Annotated in this window: 10 protein-coding genes; all 10 read right to left on the reverse strand. The window is 72.0% G+C overall.

Translation table 11 applies throughout. The annotated features are described in order from the left end of the window. Nucleotides 1-22: 22 nt before the first annotated feature. Nucleotides 23-2,395: an amino acid adenylation domain-containing protein gene (locus ACFYW8_RS22165; RefSeq protein WP_389078360.1), complete on the reverse strand. Its 2,373-nt coding sequence runs from the start codon at nucleotides 2,393-2,395 to the stop codon at nucleotides 23-25. Further along, nucleotides 2,392-3,783 carry a serine hydroxymethyltransferase gene (gene glyA / locus ACFYW8_RS22170; RefSeq protein ID WP_389078364.1) on the reverse strand — a complete coding sequence of 464 codons (1,392 nt, stop codon included), beginning with the start codon at nucleotides 3,781-3,783 and terminating at the stop codon, nucleotides 2,392-2,394. Before glyA ends, ACFYW8_RS22165 begins: the two co-directional genes overlap by 4 nt. Beyond that, entirely contained in the window at nucleotides 3,780-4,469 is a 690-nt protein-coding gene (locus tag ACFYW8_RS22175; RefSeq protein ID WP_389078369.1) for a thioesterase II family protein, read from the reverse strand. The genes glyA and ACFYW8_RS22175 overlap by 4 nt, the downstream gene beginning before the upstream one ends. Continuing rightward, nucleotides 4,466-5,716: a condensation domain-containing protein gene (locus tag ACFYW8_RS22180; RefSeq protein ID WP_389078373.1), complete on the reverse strand. Its 1,251-nt coding sequence runs from the start codon at nucleotides 5,714-5,716 to the stop codon at nucleotides 4,466-4,468. The genes ACFYW8_RS22175 and ACFYW8_RS22180 overlap by 4 nt, the downstream gene beginning before the upstream one ends. Beyond that, a complete protein-coding gene (locus ACFYW8_RS22185; RefSeq protein WP_365870317.1) occupies nucleotides 5,716-6,552 on the reverse strand; it encodes an SDR family oxidoreductase in 837 nt (278 codons plus the stop codon). Before ACFYW8_RS22185 ends, ACFYW8_RS22180 begins: the two co-directional genes overlap by 1 nt. After that, the gene (locus ACFYW8_RS22190; RefSeq protein WP_365870316.1) at nucleotides 6,545-7,831 is read right to left on the reverse strand and encodes an MFS transporter; all 1,287 of its coding nucleotides are present in this window, start codon (nucleotides 7,829-7,831) and stop codon (nucleotides 6,545-6,547) included. Before ACFYW8_RS22190 ends, ACFYW8_RS22185 begins: the two co-directional genes overlap by 8 nt. After that, nucleotides 7,828-10,869, reverse strand: a complete 3,042-nt coding sequence (locus ACFYW8_RS22195) for a condensation domain-containing protein (protein WP_389078380.1) — start codon at nucleotides 10,867-10,869, stop codon at nucleotides 7,828-7,830. The genes ACFYW8_RS22190 and ACFYW8_RS22195 overlap by 4 nt, the downstream gene beginning before the upstream one ends. After that, nucleotides 10,866-12,026, reverse strand: a complete 1,161-nt coding sequence (locus ACFYW8_RS22200) for a MupA/Atu3671 family FMN-dependent luciferase-like monooxygenase (RefSeq protein ID WP_389078384.1) — start codon at nucleotides 12,024-12,026, stop codon at nucleotides 10,866-10,868. Before ACFYW8_RS22200 ends, ACFYW8_RS22195 begins: the two co-directional genes overlap by 4 nt. After that, nucleotides 12,019-14,988, reverse strand: coding sequence for a type I polyketide synthase (locus ACFYW8_RS22205; protein WP_389078387.1), 2,970 nt, complete (start codon nucleotides 14,986-14,988; stop codon nucleotides 12,019-12,021). The genes ACFYW8_RS22200 and ACFYW8_RS22205 overlap by 8 nt, the downstream gene beginning before the upstream one ends. 33 nt (nucleotides 14,989-15,021) lie before the next feature. Beyond that, on the reverse strand, nucleotides 15,022-15,853 hold an 832-nt coding region (locus ACFYW8_RS22210; RefSeq protein WP_389078391.1), incomplete at its 5' end, for a non-ribosomal peptide synthetase.

Here is a 15,853-nt window from a genome sequence, read left to right on the forward strand (position 1 = left end):
CCTCAGATGTTCCGCACACTGCTCATGCGGTCGATATTGTGCGCAAGTGGGCGGCGAGGTCCTTGAGCGTGGGATTGCGGTACAGATCAGCCCACTTGAGGGCGGGTGAGATCCTCGGCATGCTCCGGATCGCCTTCATCGAGTCGCCGCCGAGGGCGAAGAAGTGGGAGTCCCGGCCGATCCGCTCGATGCCCAGGACCTCCTGCCAGACCTGCGCGACCCGCTGCTCGTACTCGTCGAACGGGGCGTCGCTGTCGGTCCCGTCGGTCATCGGGCCGGGGGCGGGCAGGGCCCGGCGGTCGAGCTTGCCGTTGGCGCTCAGCGGCAGCGCGTCCAGGACGAGCACCACGCTGGGCACCATGTAGGAGGGGAGGACGTCCGCCAGGTACTCCTTGAGCTTCCGGGGGTCGAGCGCCACGCCGTCGCGGGCGACGGCGTAGCCCACCAGTACGCGGTCCCCGGCGGCATCCGTGCGGGCGGCCACCACGGCCTCGCGGACCGCCGGGTGCCTGCGCAGGACCGCCTCGACCTCGCCGAGTTCGATCCGCAGCCCGCGGATCTTGACCTGGAAGTCCAGGCGGCCGAGCAGCTCGATGACGCCGTCGGGCCTGTAGCGGGCGAGGTCGCCCGTCCGGTAGAGGCGCTCGCCGGTGACCGGGCCGTAGGACCAGTCGGTGAACCGCTCCGCGGTGCGCTCGGGTTGGCCGAGGTACTCGCGTGCCAGCCCGATCCCCGCCAGGTGCAGGTCACCCGGCACGCCGATGGGAACCGGCCGGCGCGCCTCGTCCAGGATGTAGGTCCGCTGGTTCGCCATCGGCGCGCCGTACGGGACGCTCGTCCACGCCGGGTCCGTCGCGACGACCTCGAACAGGGTCGAGTGGATCGACGACTCGGTGGCTCCGCCGAGGGCGATGAAACGCAGCTCGGGCGCGTACGCGCGGACCCGGTCCGCGAGGGTGACCGGGATCCAGTCGCCGCCGAGCATGGCCAGCCGCAGACTCGGCAGCGGACGGCAGCCGCTCTCCTCGACGTGCGTGGTCAGCAGGTTGAGCAGGGCGGGGGCGGAGTTCCACACCGTGATGCCGTGCCGGACGATGAGCTCGGCCCAGTGAGCGGGATCCTTGGCCCGGTCCGGAGACGGCAGGACGACGGCACCACCTGCGGTGGTCATGCCCAGGATCTCGTAGACGGACATGTCGAAGCTGGGCGACGACAGTCCCAGCGCCCGGTCGGCGGGGCCGACCCCGTAGCGGCTGTTGAGGTCCGCCAGATTGTTGGCGACGCCGCGGTGTCGCAGGGCGATCGGCTTGGGCACGCCGGTGGAGCCCGAGGTGTAGATCACGTAGCAGAGGTCGTCGGGTCCGGCACCGCCCTCGGGATCGCCGTCGGGCCGCTGGGCTATCAGGTCCGCGTCACGGTCCAGCAGGATGAGCTCGACGGTCGTCGCGAGGTTCGCCGTGAGGTCACTCCGACTGATCATCACCGTGCACTCCGCGCCCGCCACCATGCCGGCCAGACGCTCCGCCGGGTAGTCCGGGTCCAACGGCACATAGGCTCCGCCCGACTTGAGGACGGCCAGCACGGCGACCACCAGCTCCGGCGAGCGGTCCAGGCACAGCCCGACTCTGGACTCCGGGCCGATGCCCAGCGAACGCAGGTGGTGGGCCAGCCGGTTCGCGGCGGAGTTCAGCTGCCCGAACGAGACGCTGCCGGTGGCGTGGAACAGGGCCGCCGAGTCCGGCGCCTCGGCCGCCCTGGCCTCGAACGCCCGGTGCAGACAGACGTCGTGGGGCAGATCGGTGGCGGTGGCGTTCCAGCGTACGAGCATCTCGTGCTGCTCCTGCGGGGGGAGCAGCGGGAGCAGCGCCACGGGATGAGCGGGATCGGCGAGTCCGGCACCGAGCAGGGTCAGGTAGTGGTTCAGCATCCTCCGTGCCGTGCCGGCGTCGAACAGCGCGGCGTCGTAGTGCAGTTCGAGGCGGTCCGGCCCGCTGACGTCCAGCAGCAGCTCGTACGGACCGTGCTCCCCGGCGTCCGTTCGGAACGCCACGGCGGAGGGCCCGGAGACCGGCTGCCCGGACCCGGCACGGCCCACCAGATCGCGCAGGGTGGCGTCGCCCGGGACGGACGTCCGGACGGTCCCGTCCGTGACCGTCACCGCGAATTCCTCCTGCCCCGTGTAGCGGTGCAGGAGCGCCACGAAGGCGGCGTGGAGGACGGCCTCCCGGGTGCTGCCCTCGGCCGCGGCGAGTTCGTCGAGCAACTCGGCGGTGTGGGCGGGAATGCCCATCCGCTCGGTGGCGGAGCAGACCGGGGCGGTGCGGCGCCGCGGTCGGTCGACCGGCAGCGCGAGGGGCGTCGCCGATACGTCGCCCGTGATCAGATCCTGACTCAAAACCCTGTCCTCGTCTCGGCATCGGCACTGGTGGGGGCGTAGTACGGGAGCGGGAACCGGCCGCACAGCTCGGCCACCTCGGTGCGGGTGCGGCGGCGGACCGCCGGATCGAGCCGGTACTCGGTATCGCTCACCGCCGTCGTGGCGGCCAGCACTTCGTGCAGCAGGCGGGCGCAGTGCGCCATCTCGGCCGTTCCCATGCCGCGCTGGGCGAGCACGTTGGTTCCGAGTCGCAGCCCGCTGGCGACCAGGGGCGGCTTGACGTCGCCCGGTATCCGGTTGCGGTTGGCGAGGATGCCGCACTCCTCGAGAGCCCGCTCGGCGACCACCCCGGTCACACCCCGGCCGAGGATCTCGAGAAGCACCATGTGGTTGTCGGTGCCGCCGGTCAGCACCCGGTGGCCCCGGGCTGTCAGGGCCGCCGCGAGCGCCTGCGCATCGGCCACGATGCGGCGGGTGGTCTCCTTGAACGCGGGCTGGACGACCATGTCCAGAGCGCGGGCCTTGGCCGCGATCGCGGCCGGATCCGGCGTGCCCTGCGAGCGCGGGAAAACGCCGCGCTGCATGAGCTGGGCGAGCGTGCTGCGGCCGTCCGACCCGAGGGTGTCGTGCTCGCGGCCGATCAGGATCAGACCGCCGCGAGGGCCGCCGAGCTGCTTGTAGGTGCTCGTGGTGGTGACGTGCGCCAGGTCGATCGGGCTGAGGTGCTCACCGGTGACGACCAGGCCGGCGATGTGCGAGATGTCGGCGACCAGGTAGGCGCCGACCGAATCCGCGATCGCCCGGAAGCGCGCGAAGTCGATGGTCCGCGGGTAGGCACTGGCTCCGGCGATGATCACTCCGGGCCGATGTGTACGGGCGAGTTCCGCCGCACCCTCGTAGTCGATCAGGCCGTCGGCGTCCAGCCCGTAGTGCACCGCGGTGAAATGCCGACCGGTCAGGGACGCGGGCGAGCCGTGGGTCAGGTGGCCACCGGAGTCGAGATCCAGGCCGAGTAACACCCCGCCGGGCGGCAGAAGGGCAGTCAGCACGCTGATGTTCGCGGAGGAGCAGGAGTGCGGCTGCACATTGGCGTACCGGGCCCCGAACGCGGCCATGGCCCGTTCGACGGCGAGCCGCTCGATCGCGTCGAATCCGGCGGCGCCGGGGTGGTAGCGGGCGCCGGGGTATCCCTCCGCAGTCACGTTGGAGAACGCGGATCCGGCCGCCGCGAGCACCGAGGGATCGGCGACGCTGGCGGACGCGATCATCGCGAGGGTCGCCGTCTGCCGGCCGACCTCCTCGTCGAGCAGGTCGGCGAGCACCGGATCGGTGCGGCCCAGCAGGGCGCAGCCGCGGAGCAGCAGCTCCGTCCGCTCCGAGGCGCGGGTTTCGGCCGACGTGTTCACAGCAGCCCCTCGAGTGTCTTCCAGACCAGCGGCCAGTCCTCGGTGAGGTACATATGTCCTCCGGTCATCTCGACCGAGCGGAAGGGGCCGGACGTGAAGGAGGACCAGTCCAGCCACTCCCGCGCCGGGACCATGGGGTCGCTGTCCCCCCGTATCGCTGTGAGCGGCAGAGGCAGCGGCTCGGCCGTCGATGGCACGTACGTGCTCAGCAGGCCCACGTCGGCTCGCATGGCAGGCAACAGCAGCGCCCTGAGCTCGGGGTGGTGGAGGGCCTCGATCTTCTGGCCCGTCATGTTCTGGAGGTCGATGACGGCCTGGTCGTCGTCGGTGTCCGAAATGGTCAGATGCCGCCGGTGGCGGGGGCTGACCGAGCCGCTGACGATGACGTGGCCGGGAACCGGGCCGCCGTCCGCGAGCAGGTGCTGCGCCGTCTCGTAGGCCAGTACAGCGCCGAAGCTGTGGCCGAAGATCACGAACGGTCCCGTACCGGCCGCCTCGCGTACACGGTCGGCGGTCCGCGCCGCGGCCTCGGCGATGCCGGTGTAGAAGGGGGAGGTGAACTCCTCCTCGCGGCCCGGTAGCTGGATCGGTGTTGCCTCCAGCCGCGGCGAGCTCAACTGCTGCCAGGGTCGGTAGACCCCGGCGCCCGCCCCGGCATAGGGCAGGCACATCATCTTGGTGGTCATCTGGTTCCTTCGAGCGCACCCGGGGCGAGCAACTGATCGAGATGGTGGTGGAACGACCGGATGAGGTCGTCGAGCCGGCCGGCCCAACCGCCGTCCTGCGGGATCTGGAGGATGCCTTCGTAGCCGTCCTCACCGAGATCGCAGACCTGCATCTGCACCTCGGCCTGGGCGCCCAGCGGGCGCACGGGCACGGTACGGAACCGGACCGGGCCTGCCTCGTGGACCGTCCGGGGCCAACTCTGGAAGGCGAAGAGCGCCTGGAAGAGCGGCATCCGGCGGGAGCGCCGCGGCCGGCACTCGCGGACGATCTCGTCGCACGGCAGGTCGAGATCGACCAGCGCGTCGACGACGGTCGCCCACACCCGGGCGAGCACATCGGGTCCGTCCAGGTCGGTCAGTCGGATCGGCAGAGTGTTGAGGACGCACCCCACCTCGTCCCCGTCGGTCGCCGAGCGGGTGGAGACCGGTGTGCCGACGCAGAAGTCGGCGGCACCGGTCAGCTCCGACAGCGCCCGCCCGTACGCGGTGAGCACCAGCGCGAAGGGCGAGACCGCGTGCTGCCGGGCTCGCTCCTGCAGGGCCCGCGTGGTGGCCGGGGCGACCACCGTGCGGCCTTCGGCCACTGCGGCCCGGGCCAGCTCGTGCTGACTCGGCGCGCGGTCACCGGCGGGCAGGTCCGGTACGCCTGCCAGAGCCTGCCGCCAGCGCGCCGTCAGCTCCTCGCGGCGTGCCGGGTCGAGCACAGGCGCCGGAGGCCGCGCCACTGCCGGTCCGTGGCCTTCACCGCTCAGCTCACGGGCGTACGCGGCCGCCAGGTCGCGCGTCCATACCTCGTGCGAGAGGCCGTCGAAGGCGATGTGGTGCACCGCGAGAAAGCAGGTCGCGCCCTGCGCGTCGGGCGCGACCGCGGTGCGGTGGACGTCACCGGCGCCGATGTCGAAACGGTCGGCGCCGAGTGCCGCAGCCGCCTCGTCGAAGCCGGTACCGGCCGGCAGCACGACGGGCGGCCGCACGACCGACTCGGGAGAGGGTTTGCGCACGAGCACGCGGCCGTCCAGCACGAAGGCTGTCCGCAGGGCCTCATGACGGTCGGCGGTGGCACGAAGCGCCCTGGTCAGGACCTCGAGGTCCACCGGCCCGGTTATCCGGACCTGGCCGAGCGCGCGGTTGGCGGTCGCGCCCGGCGCCATCTGTTCGGCGAACCAGAACTGCCGCTCCGGGGCCGAGGCGAGCCGTTCGTTCGTCATCAGCGCACCGTGTACCCTGCGTCGACCGTGAGAACGGTGCCGGTGACGAATCGTGAGTCGTCCCGGGCCAGCCACAGTGCGGCGGCCGCCACGTCCGCCGGATCGACCAGCGTGTTCATCGGCTGCTGCTCGGTGAACAGCTCCTGGTGCCCGGCAGCCGGGATCTCCAGGGCCCGGGCGACCTCGGACAGCATGCGGCCCTCCATCTCCGGGTCGTCACGGATGTTCCCGGGGCAGACGGCGTTGACCCGCAGCCGCATCGGTGCGTAGTCCAGCGCGCTCGCCCTCGTGAGGCCGATCAGCCCGTGCTTGGCCGCGACGTAGCCGGCGAAGTGCCGGTAGCCGACCAGCCCGGCCGTCGAGGCGATGTTCACGATGCTGCCCGAGCGGCGCTCCGTCATCAGCGGTGCGAAGACCTTGGTCATGCGCCAGGCCCCGCTGAGGTCGACGTCGAGCAGCAGCTCCCACTCCTCCTCGGTGGTCTCGTGGACGGGCTTGCCCGACGGAGCGACGATGCCCGCGTTGTTGACCAGGACGTCGACCTGCCCGAAGCGGGTCACCGCTGCGTCCCTGACCTTCCGCAGGGAGGCCAGGTCGCGGACGTCCGCGAGGGCGGTGAGCACCTCGACGCCCTGCAGGCGGCACTGCTCGGCGGTGTGCTCCAGCTGGCTCTCGGTGCCCAGGGGGTACGGGACACCCCCCACCTCGCCGGCCACGTCCACCAGCACGAGGTCGGAGCCCCCGGTGGCGAAGGCCAGCGCGCAGGCACGGCCGACGCCGCGGGCCGCCCCGGTGATCACCGTGACCCTGCCGTCCAGCGGCGTCGTCTCACGCATGTGCCGGCACCTCCTCCTGACCGGACCCGACAGGAGCGTCCATGTCCTTCAGCGCGAGGCTGCGCAGCGAGACCAGGATCAGTACGACGTACGCACACCCGAAACAGGCCATCGCGATCCGCAGACCGGCGAGGTCGACTGCCCAGCCGGCGCTCAGAATGCCCAGCGGCGCGGCGGTCATCGCGACGGCACCGGTCAGGCCGAAGACTCGTCCGCGCATGTGCTCGGGCACCCGCTCCAGCATCACCGTGCTCAGCACCGGATTGAGTGGACCCGCCGCCAGGCCGGACACCAGGGCGATGGCGATCATGCCCGGCAAACCCGGTTGCGCGACCATCAGCAGACGCATCGCCGCGATCACCGCGAAGCACCCCAGCAGGGTGAACCGACGGCTGGTGAGGAAGCGCCGGCTGGCAGGGCCGTACAGGAAGGTGCCCGCGATGGCTCCGCAGCCCGAGGCGGCGAGCAGCCAGCCCAGGGCCGGACCGCTGCCGAGCACCTCCCGGGTGTAGACCGGCAGCATCAGGGGGGTGAACGCATCGTCGAGGAAGTTGGTGACGAAGACGAACGAGGTCATGGCGCCGATCACCGGAATCGTCTTGACCATGGTCAGGCCCTCGGCCAGCTGCCGACCGAAGTTGAGCCGCTCGCCGCCGTCCTTGGCCGGGCTGCCCGGAACCGCGAGCCAGACCAGCAGCGAGGCGATCAGGAAGCTTCCCGCGTCGACATACATGCCGACCACCGAACCGGAGAGCGCGATCAGCAGACCCGCCAGCGGCGCACCCGCCACCAGGCCGAGCCGCGGCGCCGCCTGGTACCAGGAGTTGGCGCTCTCCAGCCGGACCTCGGCTGCCTCGGCCAGGGGCTTGATCAGACTCATCCGTGCCGCGCCGGCCGGGGTCGCGACCACGGTGCGGCCGAACAACAGGCAGAGCAGGAGCGGCGTCGGCATTCCCGTGGTCTGGTCGAGGAGCGGGACGAGACCGATGATCAGGCCGGCGAGCAGGTCGGAGAGCATGCTCATCCGCCGCCCGCCGATGCGGTCGACGAAGACCCCGCCCACGGCGCCCGCGAAGATGAGGGGCAGCGCGTTCGCGAACCCGGCGAGACCGGTCTCGATGGTGCTGCCGGTCTTCCCGAGTACGTACAGCGGGATGGTAACGATGGTGACCGCGTTGCCGAAGGAGGACAGGTACTGCGCCACCAGCAGCGCGGTCAGGGGGGTACGGCGTCGCCCGGGCACGTCGTCCCGCACGGTTGCCTCGGAGTTACTGGTCACTGGTGCTCCCGTCGGATACGGCTGAGTTCTTCGAAGAGCTGGTCCATGCCCGCCTCGGACACCCCGACCCGGCCGGGCACCCGGGCATCGGCCCGGTCGTCGCCCAGCATGGCGGCGAGGTCGAGGGCTGCCTGGGCGGCCGCCGCCTGAACGGCGGCCTCGGACACGGCGTCAGGGTTGTAGAGCCAGCGAAGGACGACCTCGTCGGTCCGCAGGCCGATGGCCACATCCACATCGACGTCGCGCTCCGTCAGCTCGTTGCCCTCGGCAGCGAGCTCGGCGGACACCTTGAAGAGCCCCTCGCCGCCCGCGCCCGGATCGCGTAGAGCGCCGACGTAGTTGACGACGACCCGCGGCCGGGGCAGCGCGGCGAACTCCGCCCGCAGGGCGGCGTCGGCGGCACAGTGCAGCAGAGCGAACGGCTTGCCCCCGTCCGGTACTTGGCGCAGCGCCGCGTCGACGGCCGCCAGGTCGTTCCACGGGCTCCCACCGGTCAGCGGAGCGTGCAGGGGATAACCGGACGAGTAGAAGCCCACCGCCCGCGTCGGATCCCACCGCGGCAGACCGGGCAGCGGCTCACGGCCGAGCCCCATGATCGAGACGACCACTTCGTCGGTGTAGGGACGCAGAGACCGCGCCACGGCGGTGACCGCCTCCGCCTCCAGCGAGCCGTGGCCCGTGCTGAGAGGCACGGTGACCTCGAACCCACGCTCGCCACCGCGCAGGTTGGGGGCGCCGGTGGTCCAGGTCATCGGACGTACGGCGGCGAGCTGGGCCCGCCAGTACCCCGCCTGGGCTGCCGGGTCGATCCGGCGCAGGGCGGCGGCGTGCTCCAGGTACCCGGCCTGCTCCGCCTCGATGGGTTCGCCGCGGTAGGCCCGGGCCAGGTCGGAGACGACGACGCCCCAGGAGAAGCCATCGATCGCCAGGTGGCCGGCGGTGATCACCACCTGGTCGCCGGGCACCAGAGCGACCGCGAACAGGATTCCGGACGACGCGTCCAGCGCGACGCGCTGTGCCCGGGCCACCTCCAGGACATCCGCGCCGGACGGCGCGACCTGCCACTCCCAGACCGATCCTGCCGAGGCCCGGCGATGCCCGGCGGTGCCGGTGAAGACGGTGGAGAGCGCCGGGTGTGCGGCAACCACGGCGTCCACGGCCGCCCGCAGACGCCCGGCGTCCAGTGGCTCGGACGCGTCCAGGACGTAGCTGTGCGCCCACAGCTCCACCTTCTCCAGCCCGGCCTCGAAGAGCAGCTCCTGCTCGGGCCCGAGCGGGCCGACCGGCGACTGCGCCCGGTTCACCGGCGATCTGGCGGCCCGCGGAAGCAGCGCCTTGGCCAGCTGCCCGAGAGTGGCGTGCGTGAACACGTCCTTGACCGTGGCGGTGAAGCCCGCCTCCCGCAGCCGGTGCGCGAGCCGCACCGCGAGCAGTGACGTGCCGCCGACCTCGAAGAACACGTCCTCGGGCCGCGCGCCGGACGTGCCCAGGACGTCACACCAGACCTCGGCCACATCGGCGAGGCCGTGCGGCCCGGACACCCCGGCCGGACTGTCGGGCGCGGGCGCGAGCACAGAGGGTACCTCGGGGAGATGAGGTGTACGACGGGCCCGCAGAGGGGTGCCGGGAGCATCGGCGAAGAGCGCGAGCAACTGGAGCAGACGGCGCGCCATCCGCTCGATGGTGGTCGGCCGGAAGAGCGCGGTGCGGTACTCGATTCGCCCGTACACCACGTCGTCGACCTGCCACCAGGCCACGGTCAGGTCCATCGAGGAGATGCCCTCAGGGACCGCGTTGGCGTAGACGTCCGCGCCGGGCGCGGTGAAGAACACCGCGTCGTCGAGCTTCAGCTGGACCAGCATGGTCTGGAGCAGGGGATAGCGGGTGGTGGTGCGGTCGGGGGCGGCCGCCTCGACGATCTCGCCGAACGGCACCTCCCGGTGCTCCGCGACCTCTGCCGAGGCCGCGATGGCGGCGGCCAGAACCTGGTCGGGCGTGGGGTTCTCGGGCAGCCGGATCCGTATGGGTACGTTCGTCAGCAGGAAGCCGACGAGGTCCTGGGTGTCCGCCTGGCCGCGAGTCACGCTCGGAACACCGACCACGATGTCGCGCTCGCCGGTCTCCTCGTGCAGCAGGGCCGCGTAGGCCGCGACCATTGCGGTGGCCGAGGTGGTCCTGGCCTGCCTGGCCTTGGCGAGGAAGGCCGCGGCGACGTCCTTGTCGAGGATGAAGTTGTACTGCCTGCCCGTGTGGTCGGAGCTGTTCGGATCCCCGTCGTACGGCAGCGGCAGCCGACCGGGCACGTCGGCCAGGTACTCGCGCCAGAAGGCACGGTGTCCGGCGCCGCGTTCGCCGGCGAAGCAGCTCCGCTGCCAGTGTGCGAAGTCGCCGAACTGGACCGGCAGGGCCGGTACCTGGGGCTCGGTGCTCTCCAGCAGGGCGCGGTAGTGCTCCAGCAGTTCGCTGTTGAGGCGGACGTAGGACCACTGGTCGGTGAACGAGTGCGGCATGGTCTGGACGACCTGGTGGTCACCGTTCCCCAGGTCGGCGATCCCGAGCCTGAGCACCGGGTCGTTCGCCAGGTCGAAGGGGCGCCGCACCTGACGCTCGATGAAGGCGGCTCGGCGCTCCTCGGTCTCCTCGACCGGGCCCTCGGACAGGTCGGCGAAGGTGATGTCCGCGGTGCGGTCCTCGTGCGTGCGCAGGTACGGGACGCCGTCTTCGGCCTCGATGCCGCAGCGCAGCAGTTCGTGCCGCCGGACCACCGCGTCGGCCGCCTTCGTGAAAGCGGCAAGGTCGAACCGGCCGTGGAAGCGCAGGCCGAATCCCAGGGTGTAGGTGGTGGAACCGGGATCCAGCTGGTCCAGGATCCACAGCCGCTCCTGATCCATCCCGAGAGGGAACCTGTCGCGCGGGCCGGGCCTCGGCCGCAGGGGCGGGCCCGTGCGGGCGGCTGCCATCCTGGCCGCCAGGGCGGCGCGTTGTGCCGGATCGAGTCGCGCGAGCCGTGCCGCGACGGCTTCCTTGTCCAGGGTCATGCCGGGATCTCTTCCGGGTCGTGGTCGGTGGTGGGCGCCAGCGCGAGCAGGGCGGGCAGGCCTGCGAGGATCTCGGCGGCGGGCAGCCCGAAGTCGACCAGGAAGCCGACCTCGTCGGCGCCGGCGTCTCCCAGCTCCGCGAGCACCGATCGGGCTTTGGCGGGGTCGCCCAGGAGTGACGGTCCCCGCAGGAAGTCGACGTAGGCGCTCTCCAGGAGCACCGACGCGTCGAGCTCGTCGTCCTGGTTCGCGGCGGCGGTCTGGCTGCGGAAGGCCCGCAGGTAGGCGTGCATCGCCGGCCGGAGGAAGTCCTCCAGGTCCGGGCGGTCGCTGACGTAGGCATGGACCATCACCACGACATCGCCGTCGCCGGGATGGCCCGCCTCCTGCCACGCGTGGCGGTAGCGGTCGACGTTCTCCCGCAGCGCCTGCATGGACTGGCCGAGCAACGCGGTCATGATTCCGTAGCCGGCCCGGCCGGCCTCGGTGAAGGTCGCGGGGTTGCCGGCGGCGGTGAGCCAGACCGGGAGTTCGGGCTGCACCGGCCGGGGCCGGGTCCGCACTTCCACCTCGCCACCGGCCGTGCTGGGGTGACGCACGGGGTCACCCCGCCAGTGCGCCCTCACCTGCTCGATGGTGCGGCCGGTCACCGCTCGGCGATCCTGGTAGTCCGTACGGGCGAGCACGAAGTCGTCCGGGTGCCAGCCGCTGGCGAAGGAGATGCCCGCCCGCCCGGCCGACAGGTTGTCCACCAGCGCCCAGTCCTCGGTGATGCGGACGGGGTGCTGCAAGGGCGCCGCGACGCTCCCCGCTCTGATCCGCAGCCGGCTGGTACGGGCGGCGACGGCGGCGGCGAGAACCGCGGGGTTGGGTGAGTATCCGCCGAAGTCGACGAAGTGGCGCTCTGGCAGCCAGATCGCGTGCAGTCCGGCCTCGTCGGCCCGGGCGGCCGCCTCCAGCACGAGCGGGTAGTAGTCCTGGGCCGAAAGCGCGTCGGCACTCGCGAAGAAGTACAGACTCTGCCGCCGCGGAATCCGGGCGGCGGACACCACCGGTGACGCGGCAGCGGCCTGGGCGGTGTGCCGGCGCATGCTCTGGGTCAGCCGCAGGCGCTGCTCGGGGGAGAGAGCCGACAGACGCGCGGAGAGGTCACTCATGGTCCGCGCTCCCGTTCTCGGCTTCCAGTTCGTCGAGCAGACGCAGCAGCTCCTCGTCGTCCCGTTCGGCGGCGATCTGCGCGATCCGGGTGATGAACCCGCGCAGCGAGGAGTGCTCGTAGAGGTCCTGAAGTCGCGCGTCGAGCAGCAGCTCGTCGTTGACCACGGTGATCAGGTGAGCGGCCTGCAGCGAGGTTCCGCCGAGCGCGAAGAAGTTGTCGTCGGGCTGGAGCGGGGCACCGCCGAAGGTGCGCTGCCACACACCGGTGACGACTGCGGGGATCGCGTCGTCCGGTCCGCCCTCGGCCGGTGGGAGTTGCGGGTTCTCCGGGGTGTCCGGGCTGGTCGCGGGCCGCACGGACACGCTCTCGCGTGCCAGGGCGTCCACCCAGTGCCGTGTCGCCGCGAACGGATAGCCCGGCAGGCCGGTCCGGCGGCGTGGCCGGGCCACGGTGAGCCGGACCGGGCAGCCGACGGTCCACAACTGGGCGAGGGTCTCCTCGCACGCGGCCGCCTCGTCCTGGCCCTGGACCCCGAGCAGGTCGGTGATCAAGGGGGAGACAGCGAGCCGGCGAGCGCTCTGGCGCGCAAGGTCGGTCATCGTCCGGCCCCGGTGGAGGCCGAGGACGGCTGTCGGTCCGTGGCGCAGCAAGGTGCCCAGCGCGTCGTCCAGCCGGACGGTGCCTCGCAGTTGGCGTCCCCAATACCCCGGATCGGTGGCCTGGTCAGGGGTCAACTCCTCACCCGTGAGGTTGGAGACGACACGGAGGTCCGGCTTCGCCAGCGGCACGGTGCGCAGGAAATCGGTGAAGGATTCGGCCGCCCGGCCCATGGCGCGAGAGTGGAACGCGTGCGAGGTGGCCAGCCGGGTGGCGCTGACGCTGCGTTCCCGGCAGCGGCGCTCCAGCTCGGCGATCGCGTCGGCGTCGCCGCCCAGGACGGTGTTGTCCGGGCCGTTCAGGCCTGAGACGTCGATCGCGAGGCCGTCGCAGAGTTCACGGGCGGTGGTCTCGTCGGCCCGGATCGCCATCATCGTCCCGGACGGGGCCTCGGCCATCAGGCGGCCCCGGCGGACGACGGCGGCGGCGCCGTCGGCGAGGGAGAAGACACCGGCGTGGGTGGCGGCGGTCAGCTCCCCGACACTGTGCCCCAGCAGGACCTGTGGCCGAACACCACGGCGCTCCAGCAGCCGCAGCGCGGCCAGGCCCAGGGTGAACAGCATCGGCTGGACGACCGCGGTGTCGAGAAGCCGCGGGTCGTCGGTCGGCCAGCCGTCGGCGGATCTCAGGTCAGGTCCGCCGGCCTTGAACACGACCTGGCGTAACTCGGCGAGGTCAGCCGCGAACTCGGGATCGGCAGCGCCGACGCCGGTGCCGACCCCCGCCAGCCGTACGCCCTGGCCAGGCAGCAGAACCGCGGTGGACGGCTCATCGGCCGCGTATCGGCCGCCGCCGACCGCCACCTCGTCGGCGAGGGCCGTCCGGAGCCGGTCACGCGCGAGCGTCTCGTCCGCCGGCAGGGCGACGGCCCAGCGCCGGCGAAGCTGTCGTCGCCCGTGCCACAGCGTGCCGAGGACCTCGGCAGTGGACGTCCTCGCGCCCGCGCCGTCGAGCCAGTCGGCAAGCCTCCGCGCCTGGTCGCGGAGCGCGTCAGGGGTGGCGGCGGAAAGGACGGCCACGCCGGGGAGTTCTGGTGCCTCGTCGGTGGGTGCGGCCGCCGTGGCCGCGAGCAGGACGTGTGCGTTGGTGCCGCCCAGGCCGAAGGAGCTCACCGCCCCTCGGCGCGGCAAGTCCTCCGCCCAGGGGAGGGCCTGCCGGGGGACGAAGAACCGGGCGGAACCGAGCTGGACGTCGGGCCCGTCGCCGGGTTGCGAGGGCGTCGGCGGGATCACGCCCGCCTCCAGCGCCAGGACGGTCTTGATCAGGCCGATGACCCCGGCCGCGGTGTCGCAATGGCCGATGTTCGGCTTCACAGCGCCCAGCGCGCACGACCCGTCGGCCGCGCCGTACACCTCGGAGAGGGCGGACAGCTCGACCTGGTCGCCGAGGGTGGTTCCGGTGCCGTGGGCCTCGACGAGGCCGATGTCGGCAGCAGTCAGACCGGCGGTCTCCAGCGCCTCGCGGATCACCTCGGCCTGCCCGTGCGGGCTCGGCGCGACCATGCTCATCCGGTCCGCTCCGTCGTTGTTGACGGCGGAGCCGACGATCAGGGCCCGGGCGGGGGCTCCGGTCCGGTCGGCGTCTGTCGCCCGGCGCAGGACCACGACGCCGGCGCCGCTGGACGGGACGGTGCCCTGGCTTCCCTCGGTGAAGGTCCGGCAGCGCCCGTCCGGGGAGACGATGCCGCCCTCGGTGTACTGGTACTCGGGCTGTGCGAGGGGATGGATGGTCGCGCCGCCCGCGATGGCGACGTCGCATTCGTAGGTCAACAGGCTGCGAACCGCCTGGTGCACCGCGACCAGCGAGGTGGAGCACGCCGTCTGCACGGTGATGCTCGGGCCCGTGAAGCCCAGCCGGTAGGAGAGCGCGGTCGCCAGGAAGTCCCGGGAGTTGCCGAGCTGGATCTGCTCGTGTCCCAGGGAACGCGTCACCTGTTCGTCGCTCAGCACGTTCGTGTGCAGGTAGGTGTCCGGTCCGCTACCGACGAAGACCCCCACTCGGTCGGTCGACCGCTGGGTGTCCAGCCCAGCGTCCTCCAGGGCCTGCCACACCAACTCCGTCAGGACGCGGTGCTGCGGGTCGGTCGCCGCGGCATGCGCGGGCTGCACACCGAACAGCTCCGCGTCGAACTCCGCCAGCCGGTCGATCTGACCGCCCAGCAGGCGGCTGTCGGTTCCGCCCAGGGCGGCGGGGAGGCTGACCCGGCCATCGGCCAGCATCGCCCAGAACGTCTGCGCATCGGCGGCGCCCGGCACCCGGACGGCCAACCCCACCACCGCTACCGCGGTGTCCAACTCGCTCATGCCGTCTCCTCTTTGCGTTCTGTGGCCGGCCGCTCACGGCTGCCGTGACTCAACCCGGTGTGGCTCGACTGCGTCGGCAGCCGTGCGGGAGGCGATGGCTGCGGCCAACCGGCGTGGTGTCGAATTACGGAAGATGTCCCGGAGCTGTACGGCGGGGAAGCCGTCCTTCCGCAGGGCCGCGTTGAGCCGCACGGCCAGCAGGGAGTTGCCCCCGAGGTCGAAGAAGTTGTCGTCAGGGCCGACCGCCACGCCCATGACCGACTGCCAGACCTCGGCCATCCTGGTGACGTGAGGCTCGTCCCGCGCCGCTCGGTCCGGCGTTGCCTCATTCCCCACCGCTCGGTCCGGCGTCGCTCCTGCGTCCTGGCTCGGGAAGACGGTCCCGCGGGCCCGTTCCGTCCCGACGACCGGGCTCGGCAGCCGGTCCGCGTCCAGCTTGCCGTTCGGGGTGAGCGGCAGTTCGGCCACCACCGTGAGAGTGGCGGGCAGCAGGTAGTCGGGCAGGCGATCGGCCAGCCGTCGCATGATCTCCCGGGTGTCGGTGCCGGGCTCGGCGACGATGTAGGCGTCCACCCGTGCCAGGGCGGCATCCCCCGCCCCGTGCACCACCACGGCCGCACCGATGACCGCGGGCTCCTCCAGCAGGACGCCGCGGATCTCGCCGAGTTCGATGCGGTGGCCGCGGATCTTCACCTGGTCGTCGAGGCGGCCGAGGTGTTCCAACTGTCCGTCCGGCCGGTAACGGCCCAGGTCACCGGTCCGGTAGAGCCTGGATCCCGGTTCACCCGTGAGGTGGTCCGGGATGAACCGCTCGGCGGTCAGCTCCGGCCGGCCGAGGTAGCCGAACGAGACACCGGCGCCCCCG

Origin of the sequence: Streptomyces sp. NPDC002742 (genome assembly GCF_042888885.1) — a bacterium.
GTDB lineage: Bacteria > Actinomycetota > Actinomycetes > Streptomycetales > Streptomycetaceae > Streptomyces.

What these genes read in the sequence shown, in the direction of transcription:
- ACFYW8_RS22185 (WP_365870317.1), bottom strand. Translation starts at nt 6,552, where the DNA reads ATGCGTGAGACGACGCCGCTGGACGGCAGGGTCACGGTGATCACCGGG.
- ACFYW8_RS22175 (WP_389078369.1), bottom strand. Translation starts at nt 4,469, where the DNA reads ATGACCACCAAGATGATGTGCCTGCCCTATGCCGGGGCGGGCGCCGGG.
- ACFYW8_RS22180 (WP_389078373.1), bottom strand. Translation starts at nt 5,716, where the DNA reads ATGACGAACGAACGGCTCGCCTCGGCCCCGGAGCGGCAGTTCTGGTTC.
- ACFYW8_RS22205 (WP_389078387.1), bottom strand. Translation starts at nt 14,988, where the DNA reads ATGAGCGAGTTGGACACCGCGGTAGCGGTGGTGGGGTTGGCCGTCCGG.
- ACFYW8_RS22200 (WP_389078384.1), bottom strand. Translation starts at nt 12,026, where the DNA reads ATGAGTGACCTCTCCGCGCGTCTGTCGGCTCTCTCCCCCGAGCAGCGC.
- ACFYW8_RS22195 (WP_389078380.1), bottom strand. Translation starts at nt 10,869, where the DNA reads ATGACCCTGGACAAGGAAGCCGTCGCGGCACGGCTCGCGCGACTCGAT.